The organism is Rickettsia endosymbiont of Hedychridium roseum (genome assembly GCF_964028255.1).
In the GTDB taxonomy this organism is placed as follows: Bacteria; Pseudomonadota; Alphaproteobacteria; order Rickettsiales; family Rickettsiaceae; genus Rickettsia; species Rickettsia asembonensis.
In genome coordinates this window covers 908,623-927,237 of the sequence record NZ_OZ034753.1, presented here as the reverse complement: position 1 = coordinate 927,237, position 18,615 = coordinate 908,623, and the positions used below count along the sequence as shown (strand labels likewise).

Below are 18,615 nucleotides of genomic sequence, written 5' to 3'. Positions count from 1 at the left end.
CTGTAAATATTACTCTTCCGAGACGGCTTTTTCTTCATATAAAGCACGATATCTTGCTTCTTCTTTTATAGCATTTTCGAGGTTATAAGTATCACTTAGTAAATTTGCTTGTGCTTGTTGTAATTGATTTTGAAACGGACGAGAATCGATTTCATATAATAAATCACCTGCTTTTACTTCTTGTCCATCATCAAAATTTACACTTAATATTTGTCCTGTAACTTGGGGTCTAATATCGGCACTTTGGTAAGTTTCAGCTGCTCCTGCAAGTTCTATCACATAAGGTACGTCTTTTCTGATAACTTTTGTTACCTCAACCGGAGCTGCTATTATTGTTTGTTTATTACTTTTATGATGATGCTTTATTACCCAAAATACTAATATTACCATTAGTGCTAGTAATGTTATCAATATCAAATTCCGCATTATTGTTTTAAGCATTGTTTTAACCTAGGTTAATGTCATCCCGTGGCTTGGACCACGGGATCTTTTAAAAATATGCTGTGTTCTGAGATACCGCGGTCAAGCCGCGGTATGACATTTTCACCACTCCCCTCCGAGTGCATGGAAAATATTAACCATAGAACTTAGCTGTGAAAGTTTTATAGCCACCCCGTCAATTTCGTTTTGTAGTACGTTTTGTTTAGCTGTAAGCACTGTTAAGTAATCTATTTACCTCGTTTATAACGCTGATCAGTAAGCTTAAATATAGATGTTAAAGCTGCTTCATTTTATTGCCAAATATGAAAATTACTGTTTGATGTTTGTTCAAACGATAAAGCATCCATAACTTCCCCAAAAGCTGTGCGTACTAATGATTTATATTGTGCTATATATTGTTCTTTAACACTTTCGGCAATTTGTACATTAGCTCTAGTTTTGCCAAAATCAAAAATAGGTCCTGCTATGTTGCCGCCTACCTGCCATACTTGTGCCGAGTTAGTAAATAGAGTATTAAGTTTATTGCTACCGAATCCTAATAAACCTGTTAAAGAAATTTGTGGAAAATAAGTAGCTTTTATTGCTTTTAAGTTTGCATCTGCTGCTAGTAAATTCTGCTCTGCTGCTTTAATATCCGGTCTTTGCTCTAAAAGTTCTGACGGTAATATTTTAGGTAATACCGGTATAGCAGGAAAGTAATCTATTGGTTTATTACGATAAATTAAGCCGTTTACTATATTTTCAGGAGTCCTACCTACTAAAATTTTCAAAGTGGTTTCCTGCTCATGTCTTTGTTGTTTTAAAGGCGGTAATGATAAATTAGTAAGTGCAAGCTCGGAAGCAGCTTCGCTAACCGATATTAAATCACCCACACCAAGATTATATAATTTCTGATTTAATTTATAAATTTCCGTTTGAGCCTCAATTAGCTTTTCAGTTAGATAGATTTGTTTGTCTAATGCTAAAAGATTAAAGTAACTTATAGTGACGTTACTTATAACTGATAAACGTACCGCTGCCTTGCTATACTCGCTTGCAAGGAAAGTTTTTTTAGCCGATTCGCTAGCATTTGCAGCAGCTCCCCATAAATCCAGCTCATAATTAAGCACGCTTGCTAGTCCAAAATTATTAGAAAATTTTGGCTCATTTGGTGCTTTTGTTTTCTTGCTATTTTTTGTTCGATTTACTCCTCCCTGTAAATTGATTTGTGGAAATCTATAAGAATTAACAAGGTTAAGCTGTGCTTTTGCAGCAAGTACATTACTCATTGCCAACTCAATATCCGAGTTACCGGTTAAAGATTCTTCGATTAGCTGATTTAATACCGGATCGTTAAATTGTAGCCACCATTGCTGCGGCATATTATCTTTTTGTGCTAAAGAATAATTATTCCAAGTAGTAGTAATGGGAGGTTAGGGATAGTATTATTTTGTTTAGTACTACAACTACATAACAGGAATATAAAAATTGATATAGCAGGTATGTTATTTCTAGACCTTTTTATGTCATCCTTGCGTTCCTCTATGTCATTCCTGTTACCTTTTATGTCATTCCCGCGAAAGCGGGAATCCAAAAATAGTAATCTTAATATTAGAGCAAAAATTACATATTTGATAAAATAAACATACAAAAACAAGTTTTTATATGTTTTACTGGATTCCCGCTTTCGCGGGAATGACATAGAGGAGTGCAGTAGTGGCAATAAAGCGATACAAGATAGATTCATTAAAATAAATTAACATTACTTAATTTTAATTATGAATCTTTAAACTATTATGTCAATATAGACTATTATTTTTTTCAACTAACTATATTTTAAACTATGTAATAATGTTGCTACAGCATATTTTAGAAAGCTTTAGATAAGATGAATTTAAAGGTGAACCTGCACAGCGTATAAAAAATACGTGAGCACAGGCGAATCCTGCAAAATTCGCTTATATCAAGCTTTCTAAAATATGCTGTAACTTTTCAGAAACAACTTTAATATCATAATTTTGTTTGAGAGTAAGGTAGGCGTTTTTAGAAAATTCTTTTGCTTTTATAGGGTTATCTATTAGATAGACAATTTTTTCTGCTAAATCTTCAGCAGAGTCGGCTTTACAAATAAGCCCGTCTTGCATATGCTTTAAGATTTCTGCAGGTCCTTCAGTATCTGTACTAACGATAGGAACGCTTGCCTCCATTGCTTCAAGCACTATAATTCCAAATGGTTCATGAAGAGACGTTAAACAAAAAATATCTATTTGTTTAAAGAATTTATCTCTATCGTTAACCCATCCCATAAATGATATTTGATCTTGTAAATTAAGTTTACGTGCTAAAGCAATTAAATTATCTTTTTCCTCACCGCTTCCACCTATAACAGCTTGAATATCATATTTTGTTTCTTTTAAAATTTTTATAGCATTAATAAAAACATCAACACCTTTTTTAGCTACAAATCTTGCTAGTACACCAATTACGATAGGTTTTCTATATGTTTTATTTGGAGTAAAGTCTTTAGAAATATTTATCATATTCGGTAAGGTGCATATCCTAGATTCAGCAAAGTTATTTTTTAGTAAAAATTCTTTCATATGATGCGTCAAGGCAATAACAAAATCACATTTACGTAGTCCTTTTAAACTATAATTATGAGCGATACCGATTAATTTTATATTTTGTGATTTAGCAAATTTACTAAAATTTATTGCTCTATTACCGTGTGCTATAATTATATCGGGCTTAATTTTGTAGATTATATATTTAAGAATAAGTACCGATAACGGATCAATCGGTACTAAGTTAGGTAGTTTAAAACTTGTCTTACGTAGAAAAGAATTTATTTTTGCTTTGTAAGAAGTGATATTTATAACCTCAATTTTTTGCATTTCAAGAGCTGCATTATAATCTAAAAATGCTTGTTGAATTCCGCCAAGATCACGACTTAGCATAATATTAAGTATCTTCATTACTTTAACTTTTCGATTTCTTCTTCTGTTAAATCGGTAAATTCCATAATTTCATCTAAAGGTCTATTTTTTGCTAACATTTTTTTAGCCATAGAAATTTTTTGCCTGGCTTCTCCTTTGGTCTCTCCTCTTGCTTCTCCTTTAGCTTCAGCATCCATAATTTTTTGTTCTTCTACGGCTAAATTATCCATTTCGGTTTTTATCATTTTTTCATAAGTATTTAACTCTTCTTCAGACCAACTAGCTTGATCTAAAGCATAAAAAGCTTTTTTAATAATAAAATCATGACCTATTAAACTCTCCATTTCTTCTAGAGTGCTTTCATGTGCATGTTTAAAGAAATATGCCCATTTTTCTTGAAGATTCTCTAATTGATCTAATTCTTTATTAAATTTCTCAAGCTCTAAAAAAATAAAATAAAAATCTTGTAAGTCGTTCTCGTAAGTCTTGGTATCAAGAAGCCTATGATTTGATCTCCAATCTTTTTTATCGGGAAATAAAATCGGCAATAGCTAAGAATATTACTCCTCGGAGTTTTGCGTATACTGCCATTTTCTTATGATTCTCATCCTCTTTGAGTATTTGCCTTGAATAGGCTTTTGCCGCATAAAGTTGAGCTCTTTTCTCAAAGCCCGGATGTTTACTTACTTGCATCTCTACGATGAATTGAGTACCGTGTTTATCTTTGCACAATACATCTACTATAGATTGTCTATAAGCTGCAATATCAGGATCTTGGTTAGTTTTTAAAAAAGTAACTTCGGTAATTACTTCTTCTCCCGTATAACCCAAAATATCATTTAGGAAATGAATAAGTATATCCTTGTTTTTTTCCGTGCCGAAAATTTTTAAAAATGCGTAGTTATTTTTAGGGTCTAAGAAACGTGAAATTAGCATAATAGTCTATATTTTTATATATAATAACTTCATTATAGCAAATTTGCTATAATTTGCTATAATACAATTTCCTAATATATAAAACATTATGATTAGTAAAATTAATTTTGTAAAAATGCATGGTCTTGGTAATGATTTTGTTATTGTTAACAAACGAGATTTAGCAAATTCATATGATTTATCGAAGCTAGCAAAAAATATGGCTGATCGTCATACAGGTATAGGTTGTGATCAGTTTATTATTTATGAAGAGCATGATAATTTTTATGAGATGATTATCTATAATATAGACGGCTCTAGTGCTAAATTATGCGGTAATGCTACAAGATGTTTAGCCAAGTTAATTTATCTTGATACGGGAAAGAAAGATATTACTGTAATGGTAGGCAATAAAAAATTGCTATGTAATGTGGAAGATGAAAATAATATTAGCGTTAATGTAGGAAGGGTTAGTTTTAATGAAGCTTGGATGCCAAGCCGTGATAAAATTTGGGAACTCGCAGAGCGTTATATGATTGATTTAAAGGAAACTATTTGTGTTGATATAGGTAATCCGCATTTGGTTATTTTTAGTAAGTTAGAACCTCAAGATCAAAAAATTGTTGGTGAAAAATTACAGGCTAAGGAATTATTCGCAGATGGGGTAAACGTTAATTTTGCTGAAGTAAAAGATAATAAAATCTATTTATCCGTTTGGGAGCGAGGAGCAGGGTTAACGCTTGCTTGCGGAAGCGGGGCTTGCGGTAGTTTTGCTGCCGGTTTAAAGCTTGGTTTTATCCATTCACCAAGTATGGTAGTATTTAAGCATGGCAGCCTTACTATGAAAGAAGAAAACGGTAATATAATAATGCAAGGAGCAGCTACGCTTGTAGCACGTGGGGAATATTATTGTGAGCAATAATTTAAGACAAGAAGTAGTAACATTCGGCTGTAGACTTAATATTTACGAAAGTGAGATAATACGAAAAAACTTGGAATTATCGGGTATCGATAATGTGGCAATATTCAATACTTGTGCAGTAACTAAAGCAGCTGAGAAACAAGCAAGACAAGCTATCCGCAAGGCTAAAAAAAATAATCCTGATTTAAAAATTATCGTTACCGGTTGTAGTGCTCAAACAAGTCCACAAATGTACGGTAATATGCCGGAAGTTGATAAGGTTATAGGTAATGAAGAGAAGTTATTGCCTAGCTATTACCAAATTACGGATGAAAAAATAGCAGTTAACGATATAATGTCGGTGAAAGAAACGGCAGGTCATTTGGTAAGTAGCTTTGACGGTAAATCTCGTGCTTTTATTCAGGTACAAAACGGTTGTGATCATTTTTGTACTTTCTGTATTATCCCTTACGGTAGAGGTAAAAGTAGATCAGTACCGATAGGAGCTATAGCAGAGCAGGTAAAGCATTTAGTACTAAACGGCTTTAAAGAAGTAGTTTTTACCGGTGTTGACGTTACGGCTTACGGTTCAGATTTACCCGGAAGTCCAACATTTGCACAAATGATTAAACGAGTTTTAAATTTAGTGCCTGAACTAAAAAGGCTTCGTTTATCTTCAATAGATGTTGCAGAAATAGATGATGAACTTTTTGAGCTTATAGCTTATAGTGAGAGAATAATGCCGCATTTTCATATTAGCTTGCAAGCAGGCGATGATATGATATTAAAACGTATGAAAAGACGGCATAATAGGGTAAACGTAATAGAGTTTTGTCGAAAGTTGCGGGCTATAAGACCGGAAGTATCGTTTGGAGCTGATATTATAGCAGGTTTCCCGACTGAAACTCCTGAAATGTTTGAAAATACAAGAAAATTAATTTCAGAAGCGGAATTACAATATTTACATGTTTTTCCTTATTCGGAAAGAGAAGGAACGCCTGCAGCACGTATGCCGCAAGTACCGAAAGCTATAAGGAAAGAAAGAGCCGAAATTCTAAGACAAGAGGGGCAGAATCAGCTATCTGAGTTCTTTAAGAAGCATATAGGTCAGAAAGTAGAGTTATTGGTAGAGAATAATAATATTGCCCATACCGAGAATTTTATTCCGGTGAAGTTAGATAAACCTTTAGAAATAGGGCAGATATTTAAAGCGAAGTTGGTGGGGATAGAGGAAGGGCATATGAGGTGTGAGTTGTATACTCGATGAACTTCAAAAATTGGCTACGTCGTCCTACAAGTACTGCGGTGCTCACGTATTAAGTATACGCTCCGCTCCTCGTCTTGTGGACTTCTTGCTCTTTTTGAAGTTGATCTTCGTATACCTGTATAAAATTCAAGAAGTAATAAACAAAAAATAATCATGGAAAATATAGAAACAATATTAAGACTTGCTGAGGAAAAAATCTTATTAGTACAAAACTTAAAAGATCTGCAAGAATATAAAGTAGAATTTTTAGGCAAAAACGGTATAGTGACCGGTGAGCTTAAAAAACTAGGTAGTTTAAATGAACAGGAACGTAAAGAATTCGGCTTAAAAATCAATAAATTAAAAGATAAAATACAGAATATAATAAAAGCAAAAGAAGAAATTTTAGAGGAGCAGGAACTAAATTTAAAACTTGCTGCCGATAAAATTGATTTAACAATCCCTGCAAGAAGATATAAGCAAGGCTCTATTCATCCAATAACGCAATGCATGGAGGAGTTAATACAAGTATTTTCGCAGTTTGGTTTTACTATAGAAAACGGACCGAATATAGAGAATGATTTTCATAATTTTACTGCTCTCAATTTTGAAGATGACCATCCCGCAAGGCAAATGCATGATACTTTTTATTTAAAAGGTCAGGAAAATAATAAACCGCTGTTATTACGTACTCATACCTCAACAGTGCAGATTAGAGCTATGAAAAACGACAAAACGCCTTTTAGGTTTATAGCACCGGGTAGGACTTATAGATCAGATTCGGATATGACACATACGCCGATGTTTCACCAAATAGAAGGACTTGTTATTGATAAAAATATCAATATGGGGCATTTAAAATATGTTATCACGGAATTTATAAAAAGCTTTTTTGAAAATTCTAATATTGAATTACGTTTTAGACCCAGCTTTTTCCCATTTACCGAACCTTCTGCCGAAGTTGATATTCGGATGAATAAAAACGATAAATGGCTTGAGGTACTCGGTTGCGGGATGGTCCATCCAAACGTGCTTAAAAATGTCGGTATCGATAGCAGCGAGTATCAAGGTTTTGCTTTTGGGCTTGGGGTAGAGCGTTTTGCAATGCTAAAATATAATATCAAAGATTTAAGACAATTTTTTGAAGGAGATATGCGTTGGCTTAAACATTATAATTTTGGGAGCTTTGATATGCCAAATTTAGCAGGAGGGCTTACGAAATGAAATTTACGTTATCATGGTTAAAACAATTTTTAGAGACATCGGCTTCAGTTACTGAAATTGCCGAAGTCCTAACAGCTATTGGTCTTGAAGTAGAAGAGGTGATAGATAAAGCGGCAGAGCTACAAAAGTTTGAAGTAGCATATATAGCAAGTACTAAACCTCACCCGTCAGCCGATAAGTTAAAACTTTGTGATGTTGAGACTAAAAGCGGTATGCGACAAATAGTTTGTGGTGCGAGTAATGCAAGAGCAGGTATAAAAGTAGTACTTGCAAATATCGGAATAGAAATACCAAACGGTAAGTTTAAAATTAAGGAATCTATTATTAGAGGTGAAAAAAGCTGCGGTATGCTTTGCTCTGAAGAGGAATTACTGCTAGCTTCAGAGTCTGAAGGGATTATAGAGCTATCTGAAGATGCCGTAGTTGGAGAGAATTTTACTAAATATTACGGTTTAGATGATCCTATATTTATTATTAACGTTACTCCTAATCGTGGTGATGCACTTGGAGTTTACGGTATCGCAAGAGATTTAGCAGCTAAAGGAATAGGAATACTTAAAGAGCTAGAAATCCCGGAAATAAAAAGTACATTTACTTCTAAAATGAAGCTTAACGTGCAAGACAAAGAAGCCTGCCCTTTATTTACTTTTAGAGAAATAAGAAATTTAAAAAATAAACCAAGCCCTGATTGGTTACGGAAATTATTAAAAAATGTCGGGGTAAAAACTATTTCAAGCTTAGTGGATGTAACAAATTATATTTCTTATAGCTTTGGGCAGCCGATGCATGCTTATGATGCGGATAGGATAAAAGAGGGGATTAGTGTAGCACGTCATTGCGAGGAAGGGCAATTGTCATCCCGCGGCTTGACCGCGGGATCCAATGAAATTACTAATGCGGTAAGTTGTTTTATGGATCCCGTGGTCAAGCCGCAGGATGACACTAGACCAGGGGATGACAAGGATGACGCAGTTACTTTCCACGCTCTAAACGGCAAAGAATATTTACTTACTGAAAATGATTTAGCTATAAAAGATGAAAGCGGTATTCAAGGTCTTGCCGGTGTCATTGGCGGGGCTAAGAGTAGTTGTACTGATAGTACGACTAATATAATACTGGAAGCTGCATGTTTTAATGCTAAAATGGTTGCAGCTAGCGGGCGAAGATTTCAAATTGATACGGATGCTAGATATCGTAATGAGCGTAATATCGATAGAAATTTTACGGAAAAAGCTTTAGACATAGCGACTAATCTTATTTTGTCAATATGCGGAAACGGTGAAGTATCGGAAGTAGTGAAATTCGGTGAGAAAGAGCCGCAAAAAAAACCTTTAGATTTTTCAGCATATTATTTAGAAAAAATTACGGGAATTAAATTAAATATCAAAGAGATAGAAGCTATATTAAATGAACTAGGATTTATTACTGATGTTAAAGGTGAGATTATAAAGGTAATAGCTCCTTCTTGGCGTCATGATATAACTATTTTAGAAGATATAGCTGAAGAAATCGCTCGTATTTACGGCTATGATAAAATAGAGAGTATAAAATTACCCGAACTAGACCAAGATAATAATAAGCTAAGAGAGCATAAAAGAATATCTAGTTTTAAAAGGATATTAGCAAGCAAAGGCTATGATGAGGTAGTAACTAACTCTTTTATGAGTAGTGAAGATGCAAAGTTGTTTGCTGAATTAAAAGAAGAGTTATTTTTGCTTAATCCTATTAGTATAGGAGACAATTATATGCGTCCTACTATACTGCCGAATTTGTTAAGTATAGTAAGTAAAAATCTAGCACGCTCTATAAAAGATATAGCTTTTTTTGAAGTTGGACCGAGTTTTATAGATTTAAATACGGAAGCAACTTATTTAACGGCAATTGTAAGCGGTTCATATAATAATAAAAATCCTCATTCGCTTGGACGAGGCTATGATGTTTTTGATCTTAAAGGTGATTTAGAGCTGGTAGTGGATTATGCAGGACTATCTATAGATAAATGTATAGCAACAAATGGGACAGCATTGCCACAATATTATCATCCAACTAGAGCAGTAAATATAGGGCTTGGTAAAAATTTATTAGGTCATTTTGGACAGATACACCCTAAAATCTTGAAATATTACGATATTAATCAAGAAATATTTGCATTCGAGCTAAATATTACAAATTTGCCGTTGATAAAAGCTAAATTCGGTAAAAGAGACGAATTTGCAGTATCGGATTTCCAAGCTAATTTTAGAGATTACGCATTCATTGTTGATCAAGATCATAGAGTCGGTGAAATAATATCATATATAAATAATTTTAATAAAAAGCTTGTCAAATCAGTTATATTATTTGATATTTATAGCGGTGATAAATTACCTGAAGGTAAAAAATCTATAGCGGTTAAAATAGAGCTACAAGCAGATGATCGTACATTATCTGATACTGATTTAAATTCGTTCAGTAAAGATTTAGTTACTGCCATCTCGCAAAAATTTCAAGGAACATTAAGAGAATAACAATATGTTAAAATTAATAGTTGAAACAAAAACGTTAGTTCAGTCCCTAGGGTTTGCAAGTTCCGTTGTTGAAAAACGTAATGTAATACCTGAATATGCAAACATTAAATTATCGGCAAAAGACGGCAATCTAGAGCTTAGTTCTACTAATATGGATTTGTACTTAAGTCAAAAAATAGCAGTACAGGTAGTAACTGAAGGTGAACTTACCGTTTCTACGAAAACTCTAAATGATATAGTCCGAAAACTTCCGGATTCCGAGCTTACATTAACAGATCTCGGTACAACGGGACTTGAAATCAAAGGAAAAAATTGTAAATTTAATTTATTCACTTTGCCGGTTAGTTCTTTTCCTCCAATGGATAGTATTAATCCTGAAGCAAGTTTTAAAATTTCCTGCACGGATTTTGCTAAAATAATCGAATCGACAAAATTTTCGATTTCTTTAGATGAAACTCGTTATAATTTAAATGGTGTTTATTTACATATAAAAGACAAAGAGTTTTGTTCGGCAAGTACCGATGGGCATAGGCTTTCAATTTCATGGGTAACATTAGAAAAACAAATAAAGAATTTTGGAGTTATATTACCACAAAAAAGTGCAGAGGAAATTTTAAAAATAGTTAAAGATCCTAAAAATATAAATGAAGATATAGAAATTTTATTAAGTAGCAATAAGATTAAATTTATATGTAACGAAAATACTATTATGCTATCAAAGCTTATAGACGGTACTTTCCCTGATTATAGTGCTTTTATTCCGGAAAGCAGCAGTTCAAAATTAGTAATTAATCGAAAAATATTTGCAGATAGTATAGAAAGGATAGCGATAATAACCGTTGAAAAATTTAGAGCGGTAAAATTATCGTTATCTCGTGAAACCTTAGAGATTAGTGCCATCGGTGAAGCAAGAGGTAACGCAAAAGAGGTTATTAATTCTTCACAAGATAAGGAAAGTTTTTATGAATATAATAGTGATGAGTCTTTAGCTATAGGCTTTAATCCGCAATATTTGGAAGATGTCTTAAAAGCCGTGAAGTCGGATTTAGTAGAACTATATTTTTCAGATGTTTCAGCACCGGTACTTATTAAATTTCCTGAGAACCCTAAAGATATTTTTGTCGTCATGCCAGTTAAGGTGTAGAGTAGCTGTATGTCATTCATGCAAGGCATTGTTGCGTGGATCAAAAAGCACACTCGGTGTCATCCTGTGGCTTGACCACGGGATCCAAAAAAACACTTAAAGTATTAATAATTTTAGTATTTTTAGCTGGATACCGCGATCAAGTCGCGGTATGACAACGAAAGATTCCCGCTTCCGCGGTAATGACATAGAGGGGTATAGGAATGACATAAAAGGAGGTGGGAATGACATATAATTAGTTCAAATAATTTTTGACTAATAGCCAAAGCTTCTCTATTATTTCCCTCAAGCACCCTAATTAAATATTGGTTATGAAAAAAATTATCGGATTATTTTTTGTAATTATACTTAGTGCAATAAGTACTAGTATCTTAGCGGATGATTATCCAAAAACAGAACGAGAACAGAAATGGGACGAAGTAGGTTCTATAGCAGGTGAAGAAGGATTAGTTTTTAGACCAGGCAGGGTAAAAAATGAATCTACTAAAGCTGTAGGAGGCTCGGTTAATAAATATCTTTGGCAAGCAGCATTAGAGACTATAAGTTTTGCTCCTCTTGCATCAGCTGACTCAAACGGCGGTGTAATTATTACGGAATGGTATAGCCCGCACTCTAATCCTAATTTTCGATTTAAAATCAATATATTTATCAAAGACGATGTAATAAGCCCTGATTCAATTGAAGTGAAAGTATTTGAAGAAATGCTTAAAAATAAACAATGGGTACTTAATGAAAACACCTCAAATCTTGCTATCACGCTTGAAGATAAAATTTTAAGAAAAGCTAGAGATATATATATTAATAGTGCTAGGTAGTATGTCATTCCTGTAGGCGTATAGTGTGGTTCAGAAAAAGCGTTCGATGTCATTCCCGCGAAAGCGGGAATCCAGTACTTTAAAACTTTAAAAAAGCTCGATTTATCTCGCTTTATGATGGATTCCCGCTTTCGCGGGAATGACATAGGGCTGCAGGAATGACATAGGCAACAGGTAATTTAGCAGCAGAAATTAAAAGAAAATAAAAAAATATGAATCAAATAGAACAAAAATGGCAACAAATTTGGCATGATGAGAAAGCTTTTGAGGTATCAAACGAGAGTAGCAAGCCAAAATATTACGTACTTGAAATGCTGCCTTATCCTTCCGGTAAAATCCATGTAGGTCACGTACGCAACTATTCTATAGGTGATGTTATTGCAAGGTTTATGACTATGCAAGGTTTTAACGTGCTTCATCCGATGGGCTGGGATGCTTTCGGGCTACCTGCCGAAAATGCCGCAATAAAAAATAATTCTCATCCGAAAGATTGGACTTATTCTAATATCGAGAATATGAAAAAGCAGCTAAAATCTATGGGCTTTTCTTATGATTGGTCTAGAGAGATAAATAGTTGTGAGCCGCAGTATTATAAACATGAGCAGAAATTCTTTTTAGAGCTTTATGAGAGAAACCTTGCTTATCAAAAAGAATCGCTTGTTAATTGGGATCCGGTTGATAATACCGTTCTTGCAAATGAGCAAGTTGTAGATGGGCGTGGTTGGCGTTCAGGTGCAATTGTTGAGAAACGTTATTTAAAGCAATGGTTCTTAAAAATCACCGATTATGCCGAAGAGTTATTAAATGAAATTCAGAATTTAAAAGAATGGTCTGAAGCCGTTCGCTCTATGCAAGAGAAATGGATAGGTAAATCGATAGGTGCTAATTTTCATTTCAAAATTAAGGATAATGAAGATAATACTATAGAAGTATTCTCAACCAAACCTGAAACTATTTTCGGAGCTGGTTTTATAGGAATTGCCTTTAATCATCCGATAATAGAGAAATTAATTTCCAAGACACCTGAAATATTGAGTTTTATAACTAAATGTTCGCACATTACAGGAAGTAGCGAACTAGAAAAAGCTGAAAAAGAGGGAGTCTTTACCGGTCTTTATGTCATTCATCCTTTCGATTCAAATATAGTTTTACCGGTTATTATTACGAATTTTGTGTTAATGGATTACAGCACTGGTGCTGTTTTTGGTTGTCCTGCTCATGACGAACGTGACCATGAATTAGCTGTTAAAATGAATTTGCCTATTAAGCAGGTAATTGAAACGGATATTGATGTACAAAAGACCGCTTATACGGAAGATGGAATTTTGGTTAACTCAGATTTTCTAAACGGCTTAACTAGTAATAAAGCAAAACAAAAAGTAATCGATGAATTTGAGAAACTAGGCATAGGTAAACGCAGTGTAAATTATCGTCTAAAAGATTGGGGGATTTCTCGTCAACGTTTTTGGGGATGTCCTATTCCTATGATTCACTGCGAAGCTTGCGGTATAGTTCCCGTACCTTACAAAGACTTACCCGTTACGTTACCTGATGATGTTAGTTTTGACGGTCACGGTAATCCGCTTGATCATCATCCTAGTTGGAAACATGTTAATTGTCCGAAATGCGATAAGTCGGCTATTCGTGAAACCGATACTTTTGATACATTTTTCGAGTCATCTTGGTATTTTACGAGATATTGCAATAGCAATGCTACAGAGATGACCGATAAAAAAGCTTGTGATTATTGGCTACCGGTGGATAAATATATAGGCGGTATAGAACATGCAGTAATGCATCTATTATATGCAAGGTTTTTCACAAAAGTAATGAACGAACAGAATTATGTAAGCGTTCGTGAGCCTTTTAAAGGGCTATTTACTCAAGGGATGGTGCTGCATGCTACTTATAAAGATGAACATAATAATTGGTTATATCCTGAAGAAGTAGTTAAAAAAGGTAATGAATTTTTTCATAAAGAAAGCAATAATAGAGTAGTGCAGGGACGCATTGAAAAGATGAGTAAGTCTAAAAAGAATCTCATCGATCTTGAGACAATGCAAGAGCAATATGGGGCTGATGCTATTAGGCTTTTTGTACTGTCCGATAGTCCGCCTGAGAAAGATCTAGAATGGTCGGCAAGCGGTATTGAAGGCTGCTCACGTTTTATTAATAAGCTTGAGCATATGTTTGAGGCGATAGCTTCTTTAACAGATGATGTGAATAGCGAAATTAACAAGGAACTCAATAGATTATTGCATTTTACCATAAAGCACGTTGCCGATGATATAAAGCATTTTGCCCTAAATAGAGCAATAGCACGTATGCGTGAGCTTTCTAATGCTATATCTGCTGAGCTTAATAAAGAAGCGGTTGATATTAAAACCGTAAGGCATGGCTTTAATGTTTTAATTCAGCTGCTAAACCCTTTTATCCCGCATATTACGGAAGAAATTTGGCAGAAGCGTGGCAATAAAGAGCGGTTATATAATTCAGCTTTTCCTGCATTTGATGAATCAATGTTAGAGTTAGATACATATATTATGGCAGTGCAGGTTAACGGCAAACTCCGTGATACCTATGAGTTTAAAACTGCCGCAAGTGAAGATGAAATAAAGCAAATTACCGTCAATTTGCCAAAGGTACAAAAGTTTTTAGAAGGGAAAGAGCCGAAGAAGATCATCCTTGTTCCTCGTAAAATTGTGAATATACTCGTTTAATTTGAAAAATTGGCTACGTCGTCTTTGTAATTCCTCGGATGCTCACGTATTAAATATACGCTTCGCTCCTCGGCTTACAGCCTCCTTGCTCTTTTCCAAATTAAACTTCGTCTATCTACTTTTTATTTATCAGAAGTATATTATTTTTTGAATCTGTCATCCTGCGACTTGATTGCGAGATCTAGTTTAAAATACTAAATTTAGTACTTTAAATTGTTTCTAGATATTGTAGTCAAGCCGCAGTATGACAGCTAGTATACTTTTATTGTATTACCACCATACTAACCCAAAAAAAGTAGTAGTATTACCTAAAACTACCTCCTCATGTTTATCGAATGAAGAGTCATAATGCATATCATTTATAAAGTTACTGCAATTATTATGGTAAGTACCTTTTGAAGTGCCCTTAGGACTCTGATAAGATGAAGTTTCATAATGCCCTAGATCTTCTCTAAGGTAATAGAGAACATTGTCTGTTATTGGCATTAATACTTTATCTATTATATAATTGGCTGCCCACCAAAATGCAGCAAAAACACCGCCATCAATACTTAACGTGTCGTCGTCTGTTTCACAAGTTATAACCCTAGGATAACAGAGGTTTGCTATAGTATCTAGACTTAGATTTAAATCTGAATTTGAATCTAGCACGTCTATTTCTTTTTTATTAGTCATAAAGATCCCCTTTTTAGTTACTAATTAATTAAATTTTTTATATAACTTGCTTCTAAGGATAAATTTGTATGTCAATCCGGTACTCGCATCTTCACGTACTGTTATGTACGCTGCGGTGGCAAGTGCTTCCGTGTTTCCTTCAAATTCTTCCTTATTAGCTACATTATGCAATAAGTCTATTGTAGGCTAAGTAATTTAAAAAAATCAATTAGCTACTAAGAGGCTATCTGTAATAAATTTTAACCGGTAATTTAATTCTTTTTTGCTGTAAATTATAAGATTTTTTTGAAATAGGAACTACAATTTCTGCAAAAATCTTATTAATTTTCGCTAAAAAAGCTCTTCAATTACTAATTAAAATTTATTACAGATAGCCTTAAATAGTGTGCAGGATTTTATACTTGAAGTCAATTTATTAAGTTAATAATTTAATCTTTTTATTAACTTATATTAATTTAAATTAATGCATGAAAATGTCGATTTCATTCCAACCTATAAGGTCTAAATTAGCTCTTGTCGGTAAAAAGCGGAAAATATCTTGGGCAAGTTCAAGCCTATTTTCTCTAAGTAGCATTTTTTGTAAAATATCTTTTAACTGATGCAAATAAAGCACATCTTTTGCTGCGTATTCTTGTTGTTCCAAAGATAAATTTTTAGCTCCCCAGTAAGAAGATTGTTGTTGTTTGGAAATATTTATGGAAAGTAGCTCCCGACATAAATCCTTAAGACCATGGCTATCAGTATAGGTTCTAACGAGCTTTGAAGATATTTTAGTACAAAAGATATTTTCTAAATCTATACTCAAATATTTTTTTATAGCTGCTAAATCAAATCTAGCAAAATGAAATATCTTGCATTTAGTTTTATCTAACAATAATGCTTTTAAATTAGGAGCAGTATAATCTTGATTTACAAAATGAACAAGATGGGCTTCACCGTTGCCGTTACTAAATTGTAGCAAACAGAGTTTATCTCTATGTAGATTTAACCCCATTGTCTCGGTATCTATAGCAATATCCCCTTCAAGTTCAAAATTATTAGGTAGGTCGTCTTGATAAATTTTAATGTTCATAAATTATGTTCAATTCCTTTTAATCAATAATGTTGTTTTGGATGTTATTCCTGCGAAAGCAGGAATCCATCATAAAGCGAGATAACCTAAGCTTTTAATTTCAAAAATTTGCTGTATGTATACTTTTTTTGGATTCCTGCTTTCGCAGGAATGACATAAAAGTCATGAAACAAGACCTACAGCTCCTCGCAATGACGATGTTTACCTTTGACTAGGTGTGTCTTTTATTGTAAACACCTGTTCTTTAGGATCTGCTACTCCTAAAACTTTCTTTGCTTGTTCTTCTAACATATCCTTATTTAGCGATTCCGTTCGGAGTAATTTGACGTTATGTTCAAGTTCTACTCTTTCTGCTCGTAAGCCTTTTAGTTCATCATAAGCTTTTTCAAGCTGCCTATTTACTTTTAAATATGCAATAATTCCTTTGTTACCATATATGCAATGAAAAATAAAATATCCAAGCAGTAAAGCTAAAAAGATATTTAAAATTATTTTTTTAGAATGATTATTTAAATGTATTATCATAAATATATATTCATAAGAAATAATACCGGAGCAGTTAAAATAATACTATCAAATCTGTCCAAAACTCCTCCATGACCGGGTATTATATGACCGCTATCTTTAATATTAAATTTTCGCTTAAAATATGAAATAAATAGATCACTTGATTGAGCTATTAATGCTAATATATAACTAATTATAAACAAATAAATTTTATTTGAAAAATAGTAATTTTTAATATGAAAGTTTGGTATAAAACTAACTAATACCGCAATCAAACCTGCTGATAATGTTCCCGTAATCAGACCGCTCCAAGTTTTTTTAGGACTGATTTTTGGAGCAAGTTTTGCTCCTTTAAAAGTTTTGCCGCCAATCATTGCAAAACTATCTACCGACCAAATTATGCAAAAATAAAGCATAATAAGCCATCTATTGGTATCTTCCATACTTAAAAATATTAATAGGCTTATAGGAATCGGAATAATAATTAGCCCGATTAATAGATAAGGAATAGAAGAATAGGTCATATTATACCATTCACTTAACATTCCCATACCCACTAATATCATTAGAATATAGAATAAAGGCTTAAACCATAATATAGCTATAACAAATAACGGCACTAAAACTATACCGGACAGGATTCTTAAATATATATTTTGTTTATCTTTTGCCAAATGTTCTTTTCCTTTTTGAGTAATCATTTATAGCTTCTATTATATCATCTTTATTAAAATCGGGCCAATATTTGGGTGAGAAATATAATTCAGCATAAGCTGCTTGCCAAAGCAAGAAATTACTGATGCGGTAAACCCCGCCCGGTCTTATTAATAAATCTACATCCGGCATTTCAGGATCATATAAAGCGTGTCCTATATCGCTTTCACTTATTTCTTTTTTATCGCTTGCAATAATTTTTGTGCAGGCATCAACTATTTCTTGACGACTTCCATAACTAAAAGCTATACAAAGCGTTATTTTATTATTATTTTTTGTTAATTCCATAGCATTATTTATTTGTTTTTGCAATGAGCTACTTAATAAATTAAGCCTACCTATTACTTTTATTTTAACGCCGTTTTTATGTAAACTGTTTAATTCATTTTTTAAATAAATACTTAATAATTTTATTAAGAAATCTACCTCCGTGCTTGAACGTTGCCAATTTTCGGAAGAGAAAGTATATAAAGTTATATAAGGTATATTAAGATTAATAAACTCAGGCAGTAATTCACGAATTTTATCGGCTCCTGCTTTATGCCCTTCAGATTTTGTTAAGTTATGCCGATCTGCCCAACGAGCATTACCGTCCATTATTATTGCTAAATGTTTTATGTTAGTCATTATTTTATATTTTAGATGTTGCTGCATGGGTCGATTTATGTCATTCCTGCGTGGCATTGTTGCGTGGAACAATTCCACTGTTGTCATCCCGCGACTTGATCGCGGGATCCAGTTAAAAATACTACATATATTCGTATTTTTAGTTGTTTTTGGATACCGTGGTCAAGCCACGGTATGACATCGAGTGCGTTT

The 18,615-nt window shown here is 33.4% G+C and carries 19 protein-coding genes and 4 pseudogenes; 10 read left to right on the top strand and 13 right to left on the bottom strand.

Features of this window, described 5'->3' with window-relative positions:
* Positions 1-9: 9 nt before the first annotated feature.
* From AC5587_RS05440 to AC5587_RS05430, 3 genes are all read right to left on the bottom strand, one after another.
* On the bottom strand, positions 10-441 hold the full coding sequence (locus AC5587_RS05440; RefSeq protein WP_499162068.1) for an efflux RND transporter periplasmic adaptor subunit: 432 nt from the start codon (positions 439-441) through the stop codon (positions 10-12).
* 290 nt (positions 442-731) lie between these two features.
* The gene (locus AC5587_RS05435) at positions 732-1,802 is read right to left on the bottom strand and encodes an efflux transporter outer membrane subunit (protein ID WP_499162067.1); all 1,071 of its coding nucleotides are present in this window, start codon (positions 1,800-1,802) and stop codon (positions 732-734) included.
* A 14-nt stretch (positions 1,803-1,816) separates the two neighbouring features.
* Entirely contained in the window at positions 1,817-2,122 is a 306-nt protein-coding gene (locus AC5587_RS05430; RefSeq protein ID WP_499162066.1) for a hypothetical protein, read from the bottom strand.
* 155 nt (positions 2,123-2,277) lie between these two features.
* On the opposite strand from AC5587_RS05430, the pseudogene AC5587_RS05425 reads away from it, so the two are divergent.
* Positions 2,278-2,425, top strand: a pseudogene (locus AC5587_RS05425) (palindromic element RPE3 domain-containing protein); the annotation flags it as partial.
* On the opposite strand, the gene AC5587_RS05420 reads toward AC5587_RS05425, so the two are convergent.
* The gene (locus AC5587_RS05420; RefSeq protein WP_499162064.1) at positions 2,379-3,395 is read right to left on the bottom strand and encodes a glycosyltransferase family 4 protein; all 1,017 of its coding nucleotides are present in this window, start codon (positions 3,393-3,395) and stop codon (positions 2,379-2,381) included. The pseudogene AC5587_RS05425 and the gene AC5587_RS05420 overlap by 47 nt on opposite strands.
* A pseudogene (locus tag AC5587_RS05415) lies at positions 3,395-4,292 on the bottom strand (Rpn family recombination-promoting nuclease/putative transposase). The gene AC5587_RS05420 and the pseudogene AC5587_RS05415 overlap by 1 nt, the downstream one beginning before the upstream one ends.
* Positions 4,293-4,380: 88 nt before the next feature.
* On the opposite strand from AC5587_RS05415, the gene dapF reads away from it, so the two are divergent.
* From dapF to AC5587_RS05385, 6 genes are all read left to right on the top strand, one after another.
* Complete coding sequence (gene dapF, locus AC5587_RS05410; RefSeq protein ID WP_410526472.1) at positions 4,381-5,193, top strand: diaminopimelate epimerase; 813 nt, start codon at positions 4,381-4,383, stop codon at positions 5,191-5,193.
* Entirely contained in the window at positions 5,168-6,439 is a 1,272-nt protein-coding gene (gene mtaB, locus AC5587_RS05405) for a tRNA (N(6)-L-threonylcarbamoyladenosine(37)-C(2))-methylthiotransferase MtaB (protein WP_499162062.1), read from the top strand. Before dapF ends, mtaB begins: the two co-directional genes overlap by 26 nt.
* 153 nt (positions 6,440-6,592) lie before the next feature.
* Positions 6,593-7,642, top strand: coding sequence for a phenylalanine--tRNA ligase subunit alpha (gene pheS, locus AC5587_RS05400; RefSeq protein ID WP_499162060.1), 1,050 nt, complete (start codon positions 6,593-6,595; stop codon positions 7,640-7,642).
* Positions 7,639-10,149 carry a phenylalanine--tRNA ligase subunit beta gene (pheT, locus tag AC5587_RS05395; RefSeq protein WP_499162058.1) on the top strand — a complete coding sequence of 837 codons (2,511 nt, stop codon included), beginning with the start codon at positions 7,639-7,641 and terminating at the stop codon, positions 10,147-10,149. Before pheS ends, pheT begins: the two co-directional genes overlap by 4 nt.
* Positions 10,150-10,153: 4 nt before the next feature.
* Positions 10,154-11,293 (top strand): DNA polymerase III subunit beta, encoded by a 1,140-nt coding sequence (gene dnaN / locus AC5587_RS05390; RefSeq protein WP_499162057.1) that lies wholly within the window; start codon positions 10,154-10,156, stop codon positions 11,291-11,293.
* Positions 11,268-11,393 carry a hypothetical protein gene (locus AC5587_RS05385; protein WP_499163037.1) on the top strand — a complete coding sequence of 42 codons (126 nt, stop codon included), beginning with the start codon at positions 11,268-11,270 and terminating at the stop codon, positions 11,391-11,393. The genes dnaN and AC5587_RS05385 overlap by 26 nt, the downstream gene beginning before the upstream one ends.
* Here the strand turns inward: AC5587_RS05385 and AC5587_RS05380 are convergent.
* Positions 11,390-11,524, bottom strand: coding sequence for a hypothetical protein (locus AC5587_RS05380; RefSeq protein WP_499163036.1), 135 nt, complete (start codon positions 11,522-11,524; stop codon positions 11,390-11,392). The genes AC5587_RS05385 and AC5587_RS05380 overlap by 4 nt on opposite strands.
* Before the next feature lie 80 nt (positions 11,525-11,604).
* Between AC5587_RS05380 and AC5587_RS05375 the strand changes: the two genes are divergently transcribed.
* Together AC5587_RS05375 and leuS are read left to right on the top strand one after the other, a co-directional pair.
* Positions 11,605-12,108, top strand: coding sequence for a DUF3576 domain-containing protein (locus AC5587_RS05375; RefSeq protein WP_410526477.1), 504 nt, complete (start codon positions 11,605-11,607; stop codon positions 12,106-12,108).
* Positions 12,109-12,320: 212 nt separating this feature from the next.
* Positions 12,321-14,828, top strand: a complete 2,508-nt coding sequence (leuS, locus tag AC5587_RS05370) for a leucine--tRNA ligase (RefSeq protein WP_499162056.1) — start codon at positions 12,321-12,323, stop codon at positions 14,826-14,828.
* On the opposite strand, the pseudogene AC5587_RS05365 reads toward leuS, so the two are convergent.
* The 7 genes and pseudogenes from AC5587_RS05365 to uppS all read right to left on the bottom strand — a co-directional run bounded on the left by AC5587_RS05365 (position 14,825) and on the right by uppS (position 18,450).
* A pseudogene (locus AC5587_RS05365) lies at positions 14,825-14,927 on the bottom strand (palindromic element RPE5 domain-containing protein). The gene leuS and the pseudogene AC5587_RS05365 overlap by 4 nt on opposite strands.
* A gap of 171 nt (positions 14,928-15,098) precedes the next feature.
* A complete protein-coding gene (locus AC5587_RS05360) occupies positions 15,099-15,503 on the bottom strand; it encodes a hypothetical protein (RefSeq protein ID WP_499163035.1) in 405 nt (134 codons plus the stop codon).
* Between the two features lie 32 nt (positions 15,504-15,535).
* A pseudogene (locus AC5587_RS05355) lies at positions 15,536-15,683 on the bottom strand (palindromic element RPE1 domain-containing protein); the annotation flags it as partial.
* A gap of 280 nt (positions 15,684-15,963) precedes the next feature.
* Entirely contained in the window at positions 15,964-16,575 is a 612-nt protein-coding gene (locus AC5587_RS05350; RefSeq protein WP_499162055.1) for a ribonuclease D, read from the bottom strand.
* Positions 16,576-16,776: 201 nt separating this feature from the next.
* Positions 16,777-17,100 carry an FtsB family cell division protein gene (locus AC5587_RS05345; protein ID WP_410526480.1) on the bottom strand — a complete coding sequence of 108 codons (324 nt, stop codon included), beginning with the start codon at positions 17,098-17,100 and terminating at the stop codon, positions 16,777-16,779.
* Positions 17,097-17,783, bottom strand: coding sequence for a phosphatidate cytidylyltransferase (locus AC5587_RS05340; RefSeq protein ID WP_499162054.1), 687 nt, complete (start codon positions 17,781-17,783; stop codon positions 17,097-17,099). The genes AC5587_RS05345 and AC5587_RS05340 overlap by 4 nt, the downstream gene beginning before the upstream one ends.
* Positions 17,743-18,450, bottom strand: a complete 708-nt coding sequence (gene uppS / locus AC5587_RS05335; RefSeq protein WP_499162053.1) for a polyprenyl diphosphate synthase — start codon at positions 18,448-18,450, stop codon at positions 17,743-17,745. The genes AC5587_RS05340 and uppS overlap by 41 nt, the downstream gene beginning before the upstream one ends.
* A 10-nt stretch (positions 18,451-18,460) precedes the next feature.
* On the opposite strand from uppS, the gene AC5587_RS05330 reads away from it, so the two are divergent.
* Positions 18,461-18,601, top strand: a complete 141-nt coding sequence (locus tag AC5587_RS05330) for a hypothetical protein (RefSeq protein WP_499162052.1) — start codon at positions 18,461-18,463, stop codon at positions 18,599-18,601.
* Positions 18,602-18,615: the final 14 nt, after the last annotated feature.